17 protein-coding genes are annotated in these 19,054 nt (G+C 60.1%); 13 read left to right on the forward strand and 4 right to left on the reverse strand.

Translation table 11 applies throughout. The features are described from left to right. Window positions 1–40: 40 nt before the first annotated feature. The 4 genes from CYR75_RS15970 to CYR75_RS04425 all read right to left on the reverse strand — a co-directional run bounded on the left by CYR75_RS15970 (window position 41) and on the right by CYR75_RS04425 (window position 8,269). Window positions 41–1,975, reverse strand: a complete 1,935-nt coding sequence (locus CYR75_RS15970; RefSeq protein WP_158644572.1) for a hypothetical protein — start codon at window positions 1,973–1,975, stop codon at window positions 41–43. After that, window positions 1,965–6,590 carry an HTH domain-containing protein gene (locus tag CYR75_RS15975; RefSeq protein WP_158644573.1) on the reverse strand — a complete coding sequence of 1,542 codons (4,626 nt, stop codon included), beginning with the start codon at window positions 6,588–6,590 and terminating at the stop codon, window positions 1,965–1,967. The genes CYR75_RS15970 and CYR75_RS15975 overlap by 11 nt, the downstream gene beginning before the upstream one ends. A 274-nt stretch (window positions 6,591–6,864) precedes the next feature. Beyond that, a complete protein-coding gene (locus tag CYR75_RS04420) occupies window positions 6,865–7,590 on the reverse strand; it encodes a hypothetical protein (protein ID WP_101498987.1) in 726 nt (241 codons plus the stop codon). Window position 7,591: 1 nt separating this feature from the next. After that, window positions 7,592–8,269 (reverse strand): LexA family transcriptional regulator, encoded by a 678-nt coding sequence (locus CYR75_RS04425; RefSeq protein ID WP_101498988.1) that lies wholly within the window; start codon window positions 8,267–8,269, stop codon window positions 7,592–7,594. Window positions 8,270–8,377: 108 nt separating this feature from the next. Here CYR75_RS04425 and CYR75_RS04430 point away from each other — a divergent pair, with 108 nt between their 5' ends. The 13 genes from CYR75_RS04430 to CYR75_RS04490 all read left to right on the forward strand — a co-directional run bounded on the left by CYR75_RS04430 (window position 8,378) and on the right by CYR75_RS04490 (window position 18,635). Next, on the forward strand, window positions 8,378–9,061 hold the full coding sequence (locus CYR75_RS04430; RefSeq protein ID WP_158644574.1) for a hypothetical protein: 684 nt from the start codon (window positions 8,378–8,380) through the stop codon (window positions 9,059–9,061). Between the two features lie 215 nt (window positions 9,062–9,276). Continuing rightward, window positions 9,277–9,486 (forward strand): helix-turn-helix transcriptional regulator, encoded by a 210-nt coding sequence (locus tag CYR75_RS04435; RefSeq protein WP_101498990.1) that lies wholly within the window; start codon window positions 9,277–9,279, stop codon window positions 9,484–9,486. Then, on the forward strand, window positions 9,483–9,842 hold the full coding sequence (locus CYR75_RS04440; RefSeq protein ID WP_225972835.1) for a hypothetical protein: 360 nt from the start codon (window positions 9,483–9,485) through the stop codon (window positions 9,840–9,842). Before CYR75_RS04435 ends, CYR75_RS04440 begins: the two co-directional genes overlap by 4 nt. A gap of 44 nt (window positions 9,843–9,886) precedes the next feature. Next, window positions 9,887–10,375, forward strand: coding sequence for a hypothetical protein (locus CYR75_RS04445; protein WP_101500868.1), 489 nt, complete (start codon window positions 9,887–9,889; stop codon window positions 10,373–10,375). After that, on the forward strand, window positions 10,372–11,247 hold the full coding sequence (locus CYR75_RS04450) for an ATP-binding protein (RefSeq protein ID WP_101498991.1): 876 nt from the start codon (window positions 10,372–10,374) through the stop codon (window positions 11,245–11,247). The genes CYR75_RS04445 and CYR75_RS04450 overlap by 4 nt, the downstream gene beginning before the upstream one ends. Further along, window positions 11,219–11,860 carry a hypothetical protein gene (locus tag CYR75_RS04455; protein WP_225972836.1) on the forward strand — a complete coding sequence of 214 codons (642 nt, stop codon included), beginning with the start codon at window positions 11,219–11,221 and terminating at the stop codon, window positions 11,858–11,860. The genes CYR75_RS04450 and CYR75_RS04455 overlap by 29 nt, the downstream gene beginning before the upstream one ends. An 11-nt stretch (window positions 11,861–11,871) precedes the next feature. Further along, the gene (locus CYR75_RS04460; protein ID WP_101498993.1) at window positions 11,872–13,542 is read left to right on the forward strand and encodes a DEAD/DEAH box helicase; all 1,671 of its coding nucleotides are present in this window, start codon (window positions 11,872–11,874) and stop codon (window positions 13,540–13,542) included. After that, a complete protein-coding gene (locus CYR75_RS16335; RefSeq protein ID WP_225972837.1) occupies window positions 13,539–13,964 on the forward strand; it encodes a DUF6511 domain-containing protein in 426 nt (141 codons plus the stop codon). Before CYR75_RS04460 ends, CYR75_RS16335 begins: the two co-directional genes overlap by 4 nt. After that, on the forward strand, window positions 13,964–14,722 hold the full coding sequence (locus CYR75_RS04470; RefSeq protein ID WP_101498995.1) for a hypothetical protein: 759 nt from the start codon (window positions 13,964–13,966) through the stop codon (window positions 14,720–14,722). Before CYR75_RS16335 ends, CYR75_RS04470 begins: the two co-directional genes overlap by 1 nt. Window positions 14,723–14,766: 44 nt before the next feature. After that, a complete protein-coding gene (locus CYR75_RS04475; protein ID WP_192876682.1) occupies window positions 14,767–17,085 on the forward strand; it encodes an AAA family ATPase in 2,319 nt (772 codons plus the stop codon). A 334-nt stretch (window positions 17,086–17,419) separates the two neighbouring features. Continuing rightward, complete coding sequence (locus CYR75_RS04480; RefSeq protein ID WP_450091376.1) at window positions 17,420–18,007, forward strand: crossover junction endodeoxyribonuclease RuvC; 588 nt, start codon at window positions 17,420–17,422, stop codon at window positions 18,005–18,007. After that, on the forward strand, window positions 18,004–18,210 hold the full coding sequence (locus CYR75_RS04485; protein ID WP_450091377.1) for a hypothetical protein: 207 nt from the start codon (window positions 18,004–18,006) through the stop codon (window positions 18,208–18,210). The genes CYR75_RS04480 and CYR75_RS04485 overlap by 4 nt, the downstream gene beginning before the upstream one ends. Continuing rightward, window positions 18,207–18,635 (forward strand): DUF6362 family protein, encoded by a 429-nt coding sequence (locus CYR75_RS04490; protein WP_101498998.1) that lies wholly within the window; start codon window positions 18,207–18,209, stop codon window positions 18,633–18,635. Before CYR75_RS04485 ends, CYR75_RS04490 begins: the two co-directional genes overlap by 4 nt. Window positions 18,636–19,054 lie beyond the last annotated feature (419 nt).

A 19,054-nucleotide genomic window follows, 5' to 3' on the forward strand; every position in this document is an offset into this window, starting at 1 on the left:
CAAATTGGCAGGCAGCGCGGCCACATTAAATGCAACCGCGTCAAGCTTGATACTGCAAAACAGATAGTGCAGCCTCGGCCCTCGAAAGATGATGCGAAAGTGCAGGCTCAAGGTGTCTGAGACGACGTATCATCATGAGGAGATTGCCGGAGCGAACTCTGGCAGCAAGCGAGAAGCAAATCTCATTGATCCATTCGCCCACGAATACAGCCCAAGCTTCGTTATCTTCGAAGGCCGCTGCGGCGATAAGTGCAATGCGCACGTCGTTTTCCGGATCTTCATCGAATAATCCTTGCCGACGCTTGATACGTGTGAGAACGCAAATGTGCCGAGCAAGATCTTCATTTCGAGCGGCTGCTCCGAGAGTCGAAAGAGCTGCAAGAACTTGAAATGATGTTGGCTCTTCCTCCCCAGTCTTTACGATGTAGTCAAGCCGCTTGAGCGCATTTGCGGCTAGCGACGCGACTTCGTCGACATCCCCGGATATGTAAGCGATGTTGATTGCCCTGAGAAAGGTGCTAGGGCTCAATACTTCGGCCGAAAAAACCTTCCGAGCATCTTCCAATATTTCTTCTGCTAGCGGCGTGATTGCTCTGCAAGTTCCTTCCAATGGACCAGGGAGAAAAGGACGCGGCCATCTTTCTGCTTGGCTGAGTTTAGAATCAGGCCCGATGAGTAGTGCTCTCAGTGCTTCCGATTCGATATCTTCGTTGTGAACCTGCGCAGCTACATGAAGTCGACCAATCATCTCCGCACGTAGTTGCTCAGCCGTCGCATACTCAGGCAGCCAGCGTGGCTCGCGCCGAAGGTCAATCAGCTCTTGAAGGAACGCGATCTGAGGCGATCCACTTTCCGTTAACCATTCTTCAACCCCCAATGGGTCGGATCCTACATCATTCAGAGCACGAACGACGAGGGACGCATGGGCGAGAGCGGCCTGCCGACGAAAAAACGGAGGCGCATCTGGAAACACGCGCTCCCTTGCGATTACCCCGATGGATGAAGCGAAAACTGCCGAAAGGGCCTTATATGGGCTAACGTTGCCGACATCTTCTGCGAGGATCGCATCAACAATACGGATCGCCGTATCTTCAAGTTCAGAAAAGTCTGCCATATTAGCAAAATAAACTTCGACGGCCGCAATTCGAGATATGGGATCACCATGAGCTGCAAGCCACTCGAAAAGGTCTCGAACTTCGTTGATAGCCAGCGGCGTCAATGAAATCTTCCCTGTGATCTCAGAGTGTCCACAGATCAGTAGCGCCCAACGCAAGCCGTCTACACCCTTCTGGCCTACGAGCTGTTCGATAAGTGGCCGGGCGACTTCTTCGAAGTACTCCACGGTTGTCGTTTGCGCCTCGAGTTTTCCAACTAGACGCGTATAGTATTTGGCTTGATTGGGTGCGAATAAGCGAAAGTCGGCGCGACGACGCTCCAAGCCATTCCTTAGAGCCACATCCATCATTGATGGCATGGCCTCGATGTCCTCCATCAGACTGGCGAACGCGTCGTCACTCAGCGGCGCTTTATTGAGCTCCAGCCTCCGACTTCTGACCCAATCGGACGGAAGAAGAAACATCTCTGAAACCCGATCCAACCATGCGATGCGGATCGAGCTATCACTTGCAAGTGGCGAGTGATCGTCTAGATGAAAAACTGTTTCTTCTCTGAAAAGCTTGAAGTGAAGCGTCCAATTGTCGCCTCGTTCGACAACAATACTCCAGATCACTTCGTTTTCATCAGCGATATCAGCAGCAACACCAAGAACATCTATGGCCGAACGTAATGTATCGTAGAGAGCGGAACGCTCGAAAGATGGGCCGTCGGGTCCAAGCCTTACACCTCTTCGGATGCCGACCCCCCACTTCTGGAGCATATCCTCATCCAAGAGGACATCGTGCCTCATCATTGGCGGAACGGCTTCGAGCGCCCGTTCGAACAAGAGCCGCGCGTATAAGTTTGTATCAATTGTCATCAAACAACTCGTCGGTGGAATCGGATTCCCGGAGGTGACACACGAGTGCGTTGATCCGTGCCTTCACATCGGCAAGAACGTCAGCATAAAGCTCCGGCTCTTCCTCCTTCAAGCCCGCAAGTACGCGATCCTCAAGCCATTCACCGTAGGCAACTGCGACATGTTTATCGCGCCCCGTTGCAAGCATTACGAGCATTGAGAGCCAGGTGCGTCTTGTCCGCTCCAGTATCTCCCCTTTTTCATTCATCCGATGCGCCCACCACGAGGGGTCACCTAGATCAAAGAGCCAGTCTGAACGGGCTCGGCATGCGGCATGATCGCCACCACCCTCCCAAGCAAGTAAAATTGCGTGAAGGCAATAGGCTGTGATACGATCTAGCCATGGAGCCTCTGAAGGAAGCTGAAGTGCATCGCTCATTCGAACACGCGCGACACTTTCTCTCACTGCTCGAAGTTCAGCGGTCTCGATTAGGACGCCGTCCTTCACATCGGCTTCCATAACTAACTCGGACAGTTCTTCCCTGTCGACAGGGGCAAGCGAATAGCCTGACTGTCTGAGCATCGTCCGCGCCTCCCGCCAGTCCAACAGGCTGATCGAACCTCTCGCGCGAAGTATATCAAGCAACGACCAAGAGGTGAGGATTGGTATTGAGCCTTGGTCAGATGCCATATTTATGTGTGCGTTAACGAAGCGGTCGTCAAAAACACAGGCGTCGACTTCACCAGCCAATTTAAGCGTGGCCATTGACGGGTGCGTGAACCATCGCGGACTATGATCTTGATCGTCCCGCACTGCACACCCAAGCTGGATCCAGCCGTCTTGGATGCCCAGCGATAACCAAGCCCTAAGTCTTTCAACGATCGAAAGCGCTTCTTCGGCGCGCGCGTCATGCTCGATGAGTTGGCGTGCCTCCTCCATCTCCGAAGCTGGGACCACCACATCAAAACCGGCCCGACGTAGAGGGTTTAGCAGGTTCGAGTGGGAAAGCAGTGACGCTGCGGTATCATCAAGTAGCAGAATTGAGTTTTTCGGAACCTCTCTTTTTGTAGCGCCCTCGGGTCGCTTGTGCACTCGACGAGCTGCGGCAATCGCTCCTTCCGTGAGCACACCGTGCACGGACAATGCATCGACGATGTCGGCAGTGGAACAAACATGTTGATCATATTCCCCGAGTTCTGCTGCGACAGACATAGCAGAACCAACCTTCCAGATAGGTCCACCAACAACAACGATCTGCTCTCGGCCATCGTCCTGAATTGTTGCCGCCTGAGTAAAAAGTTCGGCCAAGGTGCGCCCTACTTCCCGAAAAAGCGACTCGGACGCCGGACCGGTTGCCTCGTGTATCCTTACGGTCCCATCAGTGACTGATCGCTGCAATGCATGAGCGGCATGAACTTGGCTCGGTTGGTGAAAGCGTAACTGCGTCCGCTCCTCAAAGAGCCATGCCAAGGTCTCATGCGACACGAGCACCCTGTCGAAGGTCTTGCGACATGCTTCCAGAAACCCAATCATTGAAATAGTTAGGAGTGCGACGGGATCGAGCGCGATGGATCGAAGGTCTCCAGATGCTGGCCTAGCTTTTCCGGAGGTGGTGAGAACCATAGTTTTCTTGCGGACATCCGACTGGTTCGCATTCCACAGCGCTTGAGAAAGGACCAACTGCGTCAAAGACCGGTTGAGCGACTGAGCCACCAGAAACAGTGGAATTTCTCCCCGCAGGGCTTTCTCGATGATGCGCGTCTCTCGTGCCTCCCACTCGGGCATTTTCTTGACAATCTGGTCGAACGACGCTCGTTGCACCGGCCCCTCCCCATCGGAAGATTCTGAGAGCTCTGCCGCTCGCGCAATCCAGCTTGCTACGGTAGCGTCATCTTCCCAGCCCGCACTCGTTGCAGCATGGTAACATGCTGCAAGGATGGCAGGGTCGTCCAGTGCGCCGTTAGCGGCTTGGCGAACAAGAGCCTCCCCACGCGAAGCTCCGATGAACTGTGCAATTTGGCCCGCCTGCAGCAATTCGACTGCTGACCGCTCGTCACGATACGACCACTGCTCCTCGACGTAGGCCTGAAGAGCCTCCCAGTCACCGGCCGTGATCTTTAGTTGGAGAAGCAACAGGCGCGCTGCTTCGCTGTCATTCTCACTTCGGAGGGCATTGAGCGCCTTGGCCGCCTCCTGAAGCCTCCCCAGCTCAAAGAGTATTCGAGCGTGGAGAATCTGCATTTGTCGGTCCGCCCTGAGGACGGGGTAGATATCAAACACCTCGAGCGCTTTGTCTTGCTGGCCGGACTCGTAGAGGGCGATCACTAACATGCGCGCATCGCCAGCATCTCCACTGCGCTCAACAAGCCGTTTCCCTAACTCAATTACCTCGCCAAACGCCTCGCGCTCAGCATAAGCAGCAGTTAAAGCCCGTAGATCAACGATTGAACCGGAGCGCTCGAAGTTCGCTTTATGTGCTGCAAGAACTCCGTCTTGACCTCCAGTCAAGTCGATTAGCGTATGAAGGCGCGCCGATATCGCGTGATCCATGCCGGCTCTCTCGGCCTCTGAAAGGCGCGCTCGCGCACGCGTTTTCTCTCCAGAACGCGCGAGCATCTCCGTTTCCATGCCAAGGACGATTGTCGCATCCAGATGACGGAGCAGATGCTCTCGATGTCGTTCAATATATTTGACGCCATCCATTGGTTCATCTCTTACCATCGCCATGGCGATCCGGGCAGCTGCGTGCTCGAAGCGCTTCCCACCGGTCAGAGCGACCTGGCGTTCAATTTCTCGATCGACAGCTGCCAAGTCGACGTCAATACCGCATTGCTTGGCCCACAGAAACCTTCTCAGAAGAGGTTCCGGTTCGGCGAGGCACTCCTCAAGTCTCCGTCGAGAATCCTCTTGCGTTGATGGATCTTTTAGGTCGAGCCACATGCTCCAGTCTGAACCGAGCCGTGCTGCAGTCGAGAGATCGAGACCACCTGCGAGATCGGCCAATCGCGAAAAACATGCAGACGCACACCTACGGAGTTGAAAACTATGCGGATCGTCCTTCAAGGGCAGGCTATCCAGACTAATCAGCGCAGTGTGATGGACAATGTCAAACTTCGCGTCCGGGATTGCGCCCGCGAGGTAAATTCCTGCAACTACTCCATTGAGGGCCGCGCAGCGTTCGAGCCGGGAAATATCGATCCGCTCAGCGAGATCGAATGAAAGTTGCCACTGTTCTTCTTTATGCAGTCGAGCTAGATGATGTAAAAGAGCTCCATCATCGAGGTCGAATGGCTCTGTCGCAGTCTTGGACAACCACTCGGATGCTACATCAAGGCCCCGATCATGAAGGATCGCGAGGTAGCTTGCTCCACGAGAAATCTGGGTTTCGTACGGTGCGATGTCATTCAGAGCCTCATCGAGTTCACCCTCGGCCGCCCGAATTCGAAACCGCGCTATGGCGACCAGTTCGCCGTCTAGCTCTGGGTGGCGGGACAGAATTGCCCTGGCTTCGCCTGGTTCCATCGGTGCTAAGATCCGGGCACACCACGAAATAGTATTTCGTCGATCATCAGAAGAGGCAATTTGGAACTCGCCTTGCTCAACTTCCCTAACAAGCGCACGTGCCTCGGCAACGGCATCTACCTCGGGGAAAAGCCGCCGTTGCTGTAGCCTTTCTAATTTTTGACGGAGTGCACTGTCCAGTGTTTGAGTGTCTTCTAGGGCCTTAAGTGACAAATCGGAGCGCATTTTTGCAATAGATTCTTGCGTAAGCTTGTGCCCCAGTTCCGAGGCGCCCTGCATTTCATCAACCTTCGCACCTACCGTCTGGAGCGCATCGACCAATTGCGTAGTGGCCGCACGTCCTTGATCTGGTCGTCGCAGAAATGAAAGAATAGCTTTGTAAACTTCATTCTCTCTACTGCCCGGTCTGTTGATCGTCTGATGGGTTTCATCTACGATAGTCGGGAGGTCGACAAGGCCCGCATCCGCACTTTCGGGCGTTACGACCTTTGCTGAGAGGAGCCCACCGAGACGGGTTCGCAGACCTTCGGCGAGTCCAAGCGTTAAAACCTGATTGTCGCGCACATACTTCCGAAACCAGCCGCTTAGATCTCGGAGCTGGGCTGTCCCTAGCCGCAAATCCTGAATTGCTTCCGTTGGCAAAATTGGTGCTGCCCAGGATAACTTTGAAGCCAGCGAGGAGCCGCGGTGAGGAGTACCCAAGAACGCAATCCGGCGTACCCTACATCCAAACGCTTCCGCATCCCGATCCGCCCGGTCGCGTTCGATGCACCGGAGAACTTGAATAGCAACCAATCCACCCATGCTGTGGCCCACGAATGCGATTTCGCCGCGCTGCAATTGCGGTTCGCTGCGCAGCTGGTGCCAAATGTTTTGCCCTCTGTCCTCCAATGGAAGGGCATGGCCCGTCCAGTTACTCACGGCTGCATCATACTCGACAGCCCATACTGCCACATCGTCCAAATCATCGTGGAGCCAAAGAGGCCAATAAACTCTCTTGCCCGATATGCTGACAGACCATGTGCCGTCGATCGACCCACTCAGCCCGTGAAAAAAGACTACGTGACATTGAGCAAGTTCAGCGTTTCCACCTAGCAGCCTGAGCGTGGACATTAAGATCTTCCTACCGCTGCAATGCTGCTCGTTGCAGTAAATTCCGAAATCGAGGCCATTTTAGTAAGAACGCGTGCTGCTGCTAGAGAGACGATCCACCTTTTTTGATGCGCCAGATTTCGCATGGTTTCTTTCGAGATCCGATGAGTTGAGACAGCATCAAGAAATTTGGACAATATATGAGGCAGAAAATTTTTAGGTCTGTTGGCGATTCCCAGTTCAGATATGCTGCGCTGTGGCAGCGTATCTAGGTTCGGATTATAAGTCTGGATCTTCAATGTCTAGTCGCCCCCTGTGCCACCCCATCCGTATCCAGCCGCAGCGCCGCTCTCCACAACGGCGTCTTAGTGAACGTCCTCTCGCGCGTCCGAAGCAACCCCTTGGCTCGGTTCTCTTCCAGCAACCCGGTCCAGCACAAAGGCCGAAGCACCTGAATATACAGACCGCTCAGCACATCGTCGAAACCAACGGCAGGGTCGTGCGCGCCGAACAGCACCTGCCGGAGGTCAGCGCCGGTTGCGCCGTCCTCGGTCTCGACGTTTAGCACGTTCAGGAACAGGTCCCAATTGCCCAAGATCGGCTCGTCTTCGAAGCGCGAGAAGCGGGCGTGGTTGACCTCGAACAGGTAGAAGGGTGTGACGATGCCGAAAATCCGACCGGGATGCCCGACCAATTCCTGGCCTGCCTTGGTCAGTTTGAACTGCCCCTTGTAGTGCCGTCCGATCTTCAACGCGATCATCACGTCGTGCAGATCCATCAGCGGCCCAAAGTCGATCTCGTTCAGCACCTTGTTGATGGCGAAGAGTTCTTCCTCGGTATAGCCGGGCCAGTGGAACTCCCGCGCCGCCCAATGAACGAACACCCGCTTGAAGGCCTTCGACGGCGTGAGCCCGATCCCGCCATGTTCGGCCATGTAGGCGAAAGTCTTTTCCAGCGCCCGCACCATCGGCGAATGCGCCAGCGCGGGGTTTGCATCGTCGATCTGGCGGACTTCGATCATCTCAAATCTCCCGCGCGAACCAGCGGATCCGGCCGATGATGTGGATTTCCTCGGCACTGCGCTCGTAGGGACTGTAGAAGCTGTTGTCCGAGATGACCCGCACGGCAGGCGGATCGCTGTTGGGCACATGCTCGAGCCGCTTAGCCACCAACCCCATGCCGTCGTCCAGCACGAAGATCCCGGGCGGGTTCGGCGCGCGCCGGGTCATGTCGACCAGCACGGTGTCGCCGTCCAGCAGGGTCGGCGCCATGCTGTCGCCCTCCACATGCATGATGCGCAGCTGCGACGGGCTGGCCTTGAGGCTGCCCTTTATCCAGGATCGGCGGAAGTGATAGGCGCGGCCCGGTGTGTCGTGATTCTCGGTCACCACGGCACCACCGCCCATAGAGGGGCGTGGGCTGGCATGGGCGATCGCCACGAACGTCTCATCGGGGTTCTCGATGAAGGGTGGCTCGCCTTCGACCTCACCGATGCCATGGATCAGCCATTCCCGCTCGACCTTCAGCACGCGGGCGACCTCGGCCAACTTGTCTATTCCCGGTCGTGCTGAGCGGCCGCGCAGGATGTCGTAGACGAAGGATCGATTGACCCCGGCCATCTCTGCGACATGAGCGGGGCTTAGCCCGAGTTGCTGAGCCCGGGCGCGAAGGCGGTCGGAGAGCGTGTGATGCTCGGTCATGTTTTCCCCAGAGGGCTGTGGATCAAATAGGATAAAACAGGATTGATCGGAGGTCGTCAAGGATTTAGAACAAACCCTAAACATTCAATGGCGGGAATCGGGGGTCAGATGGAGATCGAGAAGGCGTATTTTACTCTGCCGGAGATCCTCGATCGCTGGTCCATCTCCGAGGCCGACCTGATCTATCTGGCGGAGAACGACAAGCTGCGGCTGTCGGTGCGTGTCTTCGGTGTGCCGTTGGAACTGGGCGACTACGAGGAGACCCATGAGGGTGAGCACTTTCGTGTGCCCACCGAGCAGAGCTACTACAGTGGGCTGCTTGAGCTGCATGCGCGGGATGTGTTCCAGATATTTCGGACCGCCGAGTTGACAGTGAGCGACTTCCGAACGCCCCGGTCGGACTATGCTTCGATCTGGGGAGATCGAGACGGCGTGCCCCTCACCATTGAGGATTTGCTGCTAAGGCGCGAGGAACGTGACCGTTTCGAAGCTGAGACAGGGTTCTCCGGCGCAGAGACCGGGCCGCAGCTGCCTGTCTTCATCGCGTCGTTTGACTATCACGAGGTGCGCTGCGGCGGGCATCAGTTCCGCCTTGGCCCGATCCAGGCGCAGGTTGTCCGTGCGCTGCATGAGGCTGCGCGCCGGGGTGAAGCATGGCAGAGCGGCAAGGCGATCCTGTCGGCTGCGGGATCAAAGAGCCTGAAGATGTCCGACGTGTTCAAATCCCAGAAGCAGTGGCGATCGCTGATCGAATCAAACGGTCGCGGAAACTACCGTCTGAACTACGGTTGATTCCGGTCCGTCCCGTTCGAGCGCGTGCGTCCCTCCGGCTCCGCAGTGGGATGCGCAGGGGGATGAGAGTGGGATGACAATCCCCCGCCACGGCGTTCGCCGCTGAGTTGCAAGGCTCAAACTGATCCCCCTCCGTATCCCACTTCGATCCTGACGACATCCCACAGCAGGATTTCGCATCTTTCTCCCAACGCAGCGAGCGACAGGAGACGAAAATGCAGCTCAAACACCTCAATCAGAAAGAACTGGCCCGGCGGTGGAACATCTCGCACCGCACGCTAGAGCGGTGGCGGTGGGCCGGTGAAGGCCCACAGTTCATGAAGCTGGGCGGCCGTGTGGTTTACCGCATGGAGGATATCACCGCATTCGAGCAGGACCAGCTGCGCCACAGCACCGGCGCGAATGCCCATGTCGGTGCCGCATGATGGTCCGGATCGATGATTTCGCAGCCGACCGGGTGGTGCCGTTCTGCGCTGCTACAAGTCTGGACGAGGTCGGGCTCTGCGCATGGATTGCTCAGGCCGAGCCCGGCGAGACGCTGATCTATCACCGCGGGTTTCTGGCGGTGGATGCCACAGCAGTTCTCTCGAAGCTGTCTGCCGACCGTCAGCGCGCCTTGCGTCAGGTCGCGGCCGCCGCCCTGCGCGCGGCCGAGCAGAACCTTGTCCATCTCGTCCAGGCGCGGATCGGCCCCGACCACTTCGCCTACATCGCCATCGCCCGGCCCAAACCCCGATCCAGCGGTACCGCCCTGTCGGTCCGGCTGCTCGAGGCCGCGTGATGCCCGCCTTCCAATCCTTTTTCAACGATCACGGAGACCATTTCATGCCATTCCCCGAGAACACCCCCACGCCTGACGATCTGCCATCCCTCAGCGCCGCCGAGGTTGCGGCGCTGCCGGTCGAGTTGCTGGCGATCCTGCAGCGCGAAATCGACGAGCGTCTGAAGCGCGACAAGACCGCCAAGACCCGCTTCGATGCCGGATTGGCCGTCCGCTATGCTACCCGGGCCGCCGAAGAACGGCAGGTTTCGGGCAAAGACACCGGCACGGTCCGCTTTGATGACGGCGATTTCACCGTGGTCGCTGATCTGCCGAAGCGGGTGGATTGGGATCAGGAGCGGCTCGCCGACATGGTCGCTCGGATCCAGGATGCCGGGGACGATCCTGCCGAATATGTCGATCTCGCTTACAAGGTGCCGGAGCGTAAATACGCGGCCTGGCCCGAGGCCATCCGGCAGGGTTTCGAGCCCGCACGCACCGTCCGGCCCGGCACGCTGAAGGTCGAGATCCTCGCGCAGGGGGCTGACCAGTGAGCCTCCCCATCATCAGCGCCGACCAGCGGCTTGCCGAGCCGCGCGGCATCAAGGGCTGCATTTTTGGGAAATCCGGAATAGGGAAAACTTCCCTCCTCTGGACCCTCGATCCTGACCGCACCTTGTTCATGGATCTCGAAGCGGGCGATCTGGCCATCGAGGGCTGGGCAGGTGACAGCATCCGTCCGCGCACATGGACGGAGTGCCGAGATTTCGCGGTATTCATCGGTGGGCCCAACCCGGCGCTCCGCGACGAGCAGCCCTACAGCCCGGCGCACTATGCCGCCGTCTGCGAACGCTTTGGTGATCCGGCAGCGCTCGATCGCTACGACACCATTTTTGTCGACTCGATCACCGTCGCCGGGCGGCTGTGCTTCGGGTGGTGCAAGGGGCAGCCAGAGGCGCTGTCGGAGAAGACCGGCAAGCCGGATGTCCGTGGCGCTTACGGTCTGCACGGCCGCGAGATGATCGGCTGGCTCACGCATTTGCAGCACACGCGCGCCAAGAACGTCTGGTTCGTCGGGATCCTCGACGAGAAGCTCGACGACTTCAATCGCAAGGTGTTCCAGCCGCAGATCGATGGCTCAAAGACCGGGCTGGAGCTGCCGGGGATCGTCGATGAGGTGATCACCATGGCCGAGCTGACCTCCGATGGCGGCGATCCGTACCGCGCCTTCGTCTGCCAGACGATCAACCCCTGGGGCTTTCCGGCGAAGGATCGCTCCGGCCGCCTGGCTCAAGTCGAAGAGCCCCATCTCGGCCGCCTGATGGCGAAGATCCGAACGCCCGCGATACCGGCACCCGACCGGCTGACCTACGCGCCACCACCCGCCGATCCGGCCAATGACGAGCAATCCCAACCGCAATCCTGAAAATAGAAGGAGGTTCCCCATGGGTTCCTGGAACGATTTCAACGACGCGCAGAGCAACACCAACCTCATCCCGAAGGGCACGCTGGCCAAGGTGCACCTGACGATCCGCCCCGGCGGGTTCGACGACGCCTCACAGGGCTGGACCGGCGGCTATGCCACGCGCGGCTCCACTGGGGCTGTTTATCTCAACGGCGAGTTTACCGTGACCGAGGGCCAATATGCCCGCCGCAAGATCTTCACGCTGATCGGGCTTTACAGCCCCAAGGGGCCGGACTGGACCAACATGGGCCGCAGCCTCGTGCGCGGCATGCTGAACTCGGCGCGCGGGATTTCCGACAAGGACATGTCCCCCGAAGCGCAGGCGGCGCGGCGGATCAGCGGCTTTGCAGATTTGGACGGCATCGAGTTCATCGCGCGCATCGACATCGGCACGGACGCCAGCGGCGACGACAAGAACGAGATCCGCAGCGCGGTCACGCCCGATCATCGCGACTATGCGCAGGTCATGGGCGCGGCGCCGTCGCTGGGCCAACAGTCGCCAGCCGCCAATACCGCACCCTCCCCGCAACCTGCCGCTGCACCTATGCCGGGTCGCCCGGCATGGGCGCAATAGGGGGTAGCGCGATGCGCCTTCGTCCGCGCCAGAGCCTCTTCGTGGAGCGCAGCCTCGCTGCGCTCTGCGATCACGGCAACACGCTCAGCATCGCCTCGACCGGTTTCGGCAAGACCATCGCGCTGTCCGCCGTCGTTGCGCGCTCCATCGAGGGCAGCGAGGCCAAGGCGTGCATCCTCGCCCATCGCGATGAGCTGACATCGCAGAACCGAACCAAGTTCGGCCGGGTCGCGCCCGAGATTACCACTTCGGTGATCGATGCCGGGAGCAAGGACTGGGCCGGTCAGGCGACCTTCGCCATGGTGCCGACGCTGACCCGCCCCGCCAATCTCAAGGCGATGCCCGCGCTTGACCTGCTGGTGATTGACGAAGCGCACCACGCGGTCGCCGACAGCTATCGCCGGATCATCGACCACGCGCGCACTGCCAATCCCGATTGCCGGATCTTCGGCGTCACCGCCACGCCGAACCGGGGCGATCGCAAAGGTCTGCGCGAGATCTTCGACAATGTCGGTGACCAGGTCAGGCTTGGCGAGTTGATCGCCTCCGGCCATCTCGTGCCGCCCCGCACCTTTATCATCGACGTCGGAGTGCAGGACGAACTGCGCGCGGTGCGCAAGACACTGTCGGATTTCGACATGAACGAGGTGGCGGGCATCATGAACCGCGCCCCGGTCACCGACGAGGTGATCCGGCATTGGCGCGAGAAGGCCAGCGATCGTCCCACGGTCGTCTTCTGCTCCACCGTTGCTCATGCCGAGAACGTCGCCGCAGCGTTCAACGATGCGGACATCGCTGCGGCTGTCATCCATGGCGACTTGGACGGGGCGACCCGGCGCAGGATCCTGGCCGCCTATGCGTCGGGCGAGATCCGGGTGATCGTCAACGTCGCCGTGCTCACGGAAGGCTGGGACCATCCGCCCACTTCCTGCGTCGTGCTGCTGAGGCCGAGTTCATACAAGTCCACCATGATCCAGATGATTGGCCGTGGCCTGCGCACGGTTGATCCGGAGGAATACCCGGGCGTCATCAAGACCGACTGCATCGTGCTGGATTTCGGGACGTCGAGCCTGACCCACGGCACGCTGGAACAGGACGTAGACCTGGACGGCCGCGAACCGGTGCCCGGGCCAGCCCCGAGCAAGACTTGCCCGGAATGCGAGGCGGAGATCCCGCTCGCCGTCACCGAATGCCCATTCTGTGGCGCTGACCTGTCACGGGAGGGCTCGGCCCCGATCGACAGCTTCATCATGTCCGAGATCGACCTGCTGAAACGCTCCAGTTTCGCATGGGTTGACCTCTTCGGCGACGATGCGGCCCTGATGGCCAACGGGTTCAACGCATGGGGTGGGATATTCTTCCTCGAGGGCCGTTGGCACGCTGTCGGCGGCGGCAAAGGTCAGGCGTCCCGGCTGCTTGGTGTGGGCGAACGTGCGGTTTGTCTCGCGCAGGCCGATGACTGGCTGAACACCCATGAAACGGACGAGAGCGCATTCAAATCGAAGGGATGGCTGAAACAGGCCGCGACCGAAAAGCAGCTGCAATACCTGCCGACGGAATTTCGCAGCGACTATGGCCTCACCCGTTATCGCGCCTCGGCGCTGATGACCTTCAAATTCAACAAGCGCGAAATCCGCCAGCTGGTTACACGGGCCGCCCCGTCCCTCGGGAGGGTCGCGTGAGCTATGTCGCGCAAATCCCATCCTCGCCCGAACCGGCTGCGGATTGCCCGGAGCGTATTCGGCTCTGGAAGCCGCGCATCAAGCCTTGTGCCGTCTGCCTGCGCCCTGCGCGCAGCTTAGGTTTTTTCAACCCAAACCAACCTCGCCCCCGCGAACATCGCTGGTTCTGCTCGATGCACTGCCAGTCGTTCTTCGCGGCCCGCCACCGGAAAGGACTGACCATGCAGGGAACCACTGACGAAGAACGCCTCGCAATCGCGCTGGTGATGAAGCGGCTTGGCACGACCATGGACGAGATCGGCTGGAACAAGCGGCTCTGCGATCTGGATGCGACCGAAGTCACCGCGCTGATCGAGGAGGTCCTGGAAGGCTACAGCGCCGAGATGTCGCGCATCGCCGCCGGGGGCGAGGTGCCGTTCTGATGCTGGATTTCAACCCACGCCCTTCCGTGGCCGAGCGGATCAACACACTGGTGGACGCAGCCCTCATTGCTGAACGTGAGGCCACGCCACCCCGGACCTATCTCGGCGCGTCCCGCCTCGGGCATGCTTGCGAACGCGCGCTGCAGTTCGAGTTCGCCGGTGCGCCCAAGGATGAGGGGGCCGATTTCGGCGGGCAGACGCTGAGGATTTTCGCGATGGGTCATCAACTCGAGGATCTGGCGATCCACTGGCTGCGCGCGGCCGGGATCAATCTGGTCACCCAAAAACGCGATGGCGGCCAGTTTGGGTTCGAAGTCGCGGGCGGTCGTATCCGGGGCCACGTCGACGGGATCATCGCCGATGCCCCGGCAGCGCTTGGCATGCGAGTTCCCGCGCTTTGGGAATGCAAGACCATGAACGCGAAGAACTGGCGCGCTTGCGTCAAGGACGGGGTGACTCTCTCCAAACCCGTCTATGCCGCCCAGATCGCGATCTACCAAGCCTACATGGAACCTTCGGTGCCGGGAATTTCGACCGCACCTGCGCTGTTCACGGCGATCAACAAGGACACGGCCGAGCTTCACCACGAATTGGTGCCTTTCGATGCCGATTTGGCGCAGCGCATGTCCGACCGCGCAGTGCGGATACTGCAGGCCACCGACGCGGGCGAGTTGCTGCCTCGCATCGCCGCCAATCGCGACTTCTTCGAGTGCCGGTTCTGCGCCCATGCCGAGCGGTGTTGGGGGCTGGCTGCGTGACTGACGAGCCCACCAAACCATCCGACAGCGAGCAGGACACACCGATGCGCGACGACAGGACGCCCGACACCTCCAAGGAAAACATCATGCATTTCAATCCGTGGCGCGACTTCAACGATGCGGCCCCGCAGATTGACGTGTTCGGCGACGAGCCCGATCCCGAGCAGATCGCCCAGTTCATGCAGGTCGTCTTCGGTTACTGCGATGGCCTGATCCCGGTCCGCAGCTTCATCGACAAGGGTCAGGGCATCGATGGCCGCCCGCATAACATCTGGCTTGAGGCGGATCAGGCCGCGCCCGAAAAAATGACGACCTTCGCCACATGGGCCTCCCGCGAAGGCGCAGCGGTCTATGTGATCCCCGGCACCGTGGCCGCGCCCGGTCAGGCCAAAGCCGCCGAAATCCTGCAGATGCAGACCGTCGTGGTCGATCTGGACACCGGAGACATTGCCGCCAAGCGCGCCCATCTCGAGCGCCACCTTGGTGCGCCAACCATGGTTGTGGAGAGCGGTGGCGTGACACCCGAAGGGCAGCGGAAAGCCCATGTCTGGTGGACGCTGACCGAGCCTGCCGAAGGCGATGATATTCGCCGTGTCTGCCGCCTGCGCGGTGACATTGCCGCCAAGGTCGGCGGCGACATGCATTTCCGCTCCGCCCACCAGCCGATCCGGGTAGCGGGTTCGGTCTATTACAAGAACAGCCTCAAGACGCAGGTGCGGATCGTTGAGTTGAACGCCGACCGCGAGCGTGATCTGGCCGAGTTCATCGAAGCGGTCACTGACATGCCGCCCGCGCCGGGGGTGTCGCTGCAGCCCGAGTTTACGCATCCTGACAAGCCCGCCATGGACGATGTGCTGGTCACGCCCGTGCGCGAGGGGGCGCAGGACGATTGGTCCCGCTTCGAAGGGGCATCTGCCGCGATCGGGCACTTCATCCGTATGGTCCACGAGGGCCGGATGACCACGGACGAGGGCTGGGAAGGTATCTGCGGCTACAACGCCGCGATGCTTCGGCCGCAATGGCCGGTCGAACGGCTCAAACGCGAGTCCGAGCGGCTCTGGGACCGGCATGTCGAGAAATACGGACCGCCGCTGGTCCGGTTGGAGTCTGGCGCACCGGGGCCGCAGGAGATGCCCGCCTTCACGCTTGGTGCGCTGCTGGACGACCAGAGTCCGATGCCGGAGGACATCATCGCGCCGCGCGTGCTGACGCCGGGCGGACTGCTGGTGCTGGGCGGCGCGCCCAAGGTTGGCAAAAGCGACCTGCTGATCTCCTGGCTCGTCCACATGGCTGCAGGCGTGCCGTTTCTCGGCTTCACGCCGCCGCGACCGCTGCGGATCTTCTATTTGCAGGCCGAGATCCAGTATCACTATCTGCGCGAGCGGCTGAAGCAGATTGCCCTCCCCCCGGAGGTGCTGGCCGCTGCGCGCGATACTTTCGTCGCCACACCCAAGCTCAAGATGCTGCTCGACAACGAAGGAAGCGTGCGGGTTGCCCGCGCTGTCCAGACGGCTTTCCCCGATGCGCCGCCGGACATCCTTTGCGTCGACCCGATCCGGAACCTCTTTGACGGCGGTCCCGATGGCGGCGGCGAAAACGACAACACCGCCATGATGTTCTTCCTGAAGGAACGGGTCGAGGTCCTGCGCGACCATATCGACCCCGACTGCGGGGTCATCCTGATCCATCACACCAAGAAGCTCAGCAAGCAGCAGGTGAAAGACGATCCTTTCCTCGCGCTTTCCGGCGCCAGCGCGCTGCGCGGGTTCTATACCTCCGGCCTGATCCTGCACCGGCCCGATGAGGATTGCTCGCAACGAAAACTGGAGATTGAGCTCAGGAACGGTCCTGCTTTGCCGCCAAAGGTGATCGACAAAGTCGGCGGCCAATGGGTCGAGATCAACCCGATGAACGAACGCCTCGTCCGCCAGGAAGTTGGTGCGAAGCATGATGCCGAGCGAGACCGAAAGCGCGATGTCATCCTGTCGATCCTGATCGACGAGGCAGCGGAGGGCAAACTCTACACCTCGACCCAGTTCCGCGAGGCGTTTGAGAACCAGCGCGGCCTGGGCAGCCAGTTCACCATCCGCGACCGCATCAATGTGCTGGCCACCAAAGGCGACATCCGCTTCCTACGCGACGGCACAAAATTCGGTCACTCCGTGGTCCGGTCGCGCTTCGGCTACCTCTGCGCCGAAGGCATGGTGTTCGGCCGCAAGGGCCGGGTCGAACCGGAGACCGGAGAGGTCCTGGACAGCGTCATTCCGGTAGTCCCGAGCCACTATAAATCGCCCTCCAACGGGCAGTGCATGGACCTCGTAGACCCTTCCGATTGGTCGATCCGGGAGGATGAAAATGCCTGATTTTGGCTTGTACGTCCTCTGTTCGACCTCAGGACAAACATGTTCGACCTCCGCCGTTGTTCGTCCTCAATCCAATGAAATCAATCACTTGGAGCAAAAAGAGGTCGAACAAGTTCGTCCTCTTGTACGTCCTCTGTACGTCCTCGAAACCCAAATGAATTCAGCATCTTACGCTGATTGGAGGACGAACAATGAAAGCCCCCATACTACGTATGGGGAGGCCAACCGGCAGGTTTGGCCTCTCTTCCCATACGTCGACGGGTATCCGCGCGCACGGGCTCTGACGCTCCCTGCACATCCCGATCCGACGACGGCGGCCCGTACCGCCAAGCACATGACCGCCGTCGTCTTCCACCCCCGCAGCCAACCCGAAAAGGAGACCACGATGGCTGAAGCGACTCTGACCACCAGGATGCGGGAGGCAATCCCCGATCTGCCGCCTGCTTTCCGCGCCGACCGCACATTGCTCGCGCTCGATCTCGGTACGACGACAGGCTGGGCCCTGCATGGATCCGACGGGCTGATCACCAGCGGCACCGTGTCCTTCCGTCCCGGCCGCTTTGACGGCGGCGGCATGCGCTACCTGCGCTTCAGCAACTGGCTGGGCGAGTTGGACCGGCTGTCCGGGCCCATCGCCGCCATCTGGTTCGAGGAAGTCCGCCGCCACGCGGGCACCGACGCAGCCCATGTCTATGGAGGTCTGATGGCCACCCTGACTGCATGGGCCGAGCTGCGCGGTGTGCCTTACGAGGGCGTTCCCGTCGGCACCATCAAGCGGTTCGCCACCGGCAAGGGCAACGCCAACAAGGAGGCCATGATCGCCGCTGCCCGGTCGCGCGGGTTCAGCCCAGCTGACGACAATGAGGCCGATGCTATCGCGATCCTGTTCTGGGCGCTGGAGACCAAGGGGGGCATGCAATGAGCGGAATGCGGTTTGTGCCCAAGGGCTATGGTGGGCATCGCCGCAGCCCCGACGATGTGAAGCGCGATGGCTGGCAAGAGCAAGGCCTGCTGGCCGTGGCCATCGACGATGATCGCCTGACCTGGCCGGAACGGGAATTGGTACGGCAACTCGGCGAGAAGCTGTACGGGCACTGCCCGCGAGATCGAAAGGTATCGCAATGACGGACTGGACACCTGACCTCGTGGAAGAACGGCTGGCCGAGGCCGCCTTCGTCCTCAAACGCCTGCCTGAGCCGCGCAGGCAGGGGTACTTCAGCACATGGCCCGAGATGGTCTACAGCTTCGCCGACAAAGTGGGCCAGGAGCCGAGGCCCATGCGCGTGTTGCCCTCGCCGCTGGCGATCAGCCGGATGGAGGAAACGCTGACCTGGACCGCCTGTCTCGAGCCCATCGATGGCAAGATCGTCTGGATGAAGGCGCATGGCGAACGCTGGAAGGAGATCTGCTGGGCGGTTGGTCTGCAGCGCTCTGCAGCCCACCAGCACTGGCAATTCGGCATTTCCGTTATCGCGCTCACCCTCAACAGGCGACGGTTCAACCGCAACATGTCGAAGCGCCGCGTGATCGAACTGGCCGCTGGCGCGTAAGCGCCCGCAGCTACTAGGAAAGTGTCCGCCGGACAGTTTTCGATGAGACAGAAAGCCCGGCTGGGGGTTAGAAAAGGGATATACTCGGGAGAGGCGCGCGCGGGACGGCCCGCGCCGCTGGACCCCGGGGTCCAACCAAGGGTCCAGCCGGGGTCCAATCTGCTAACTAATTGAATTCGCGGTTCCTTCTGGGCCACTTTTGTATGCTGGCGGGCGAAGCGCGCAATATCGCCAGCGACAGGGCGGTTTTTTTGGGAAGCCACCCCGGCGGGCATCAACCCGCGAGCTGCTGAAAACCACACCAAAACAAACTCTTGGAACCGGACACGTCCGGTGGCCGCTGGACCCGTTGCGGAGTCCAGGCTGGCTGCCGGTGTCCGGAGTCCAGGGTTCCACCGAATTGAGGCGAACCGATCATC

The organism is Paracoccus jeotgali (genome assembly GCF_002865605.1).
GTDB lineage: Bacteria > Pseudomonadota > Alphaproteobacteria > Rhodobacterales > Rhodobacteraceae > Paracoccus > Paracoccus jeotgali.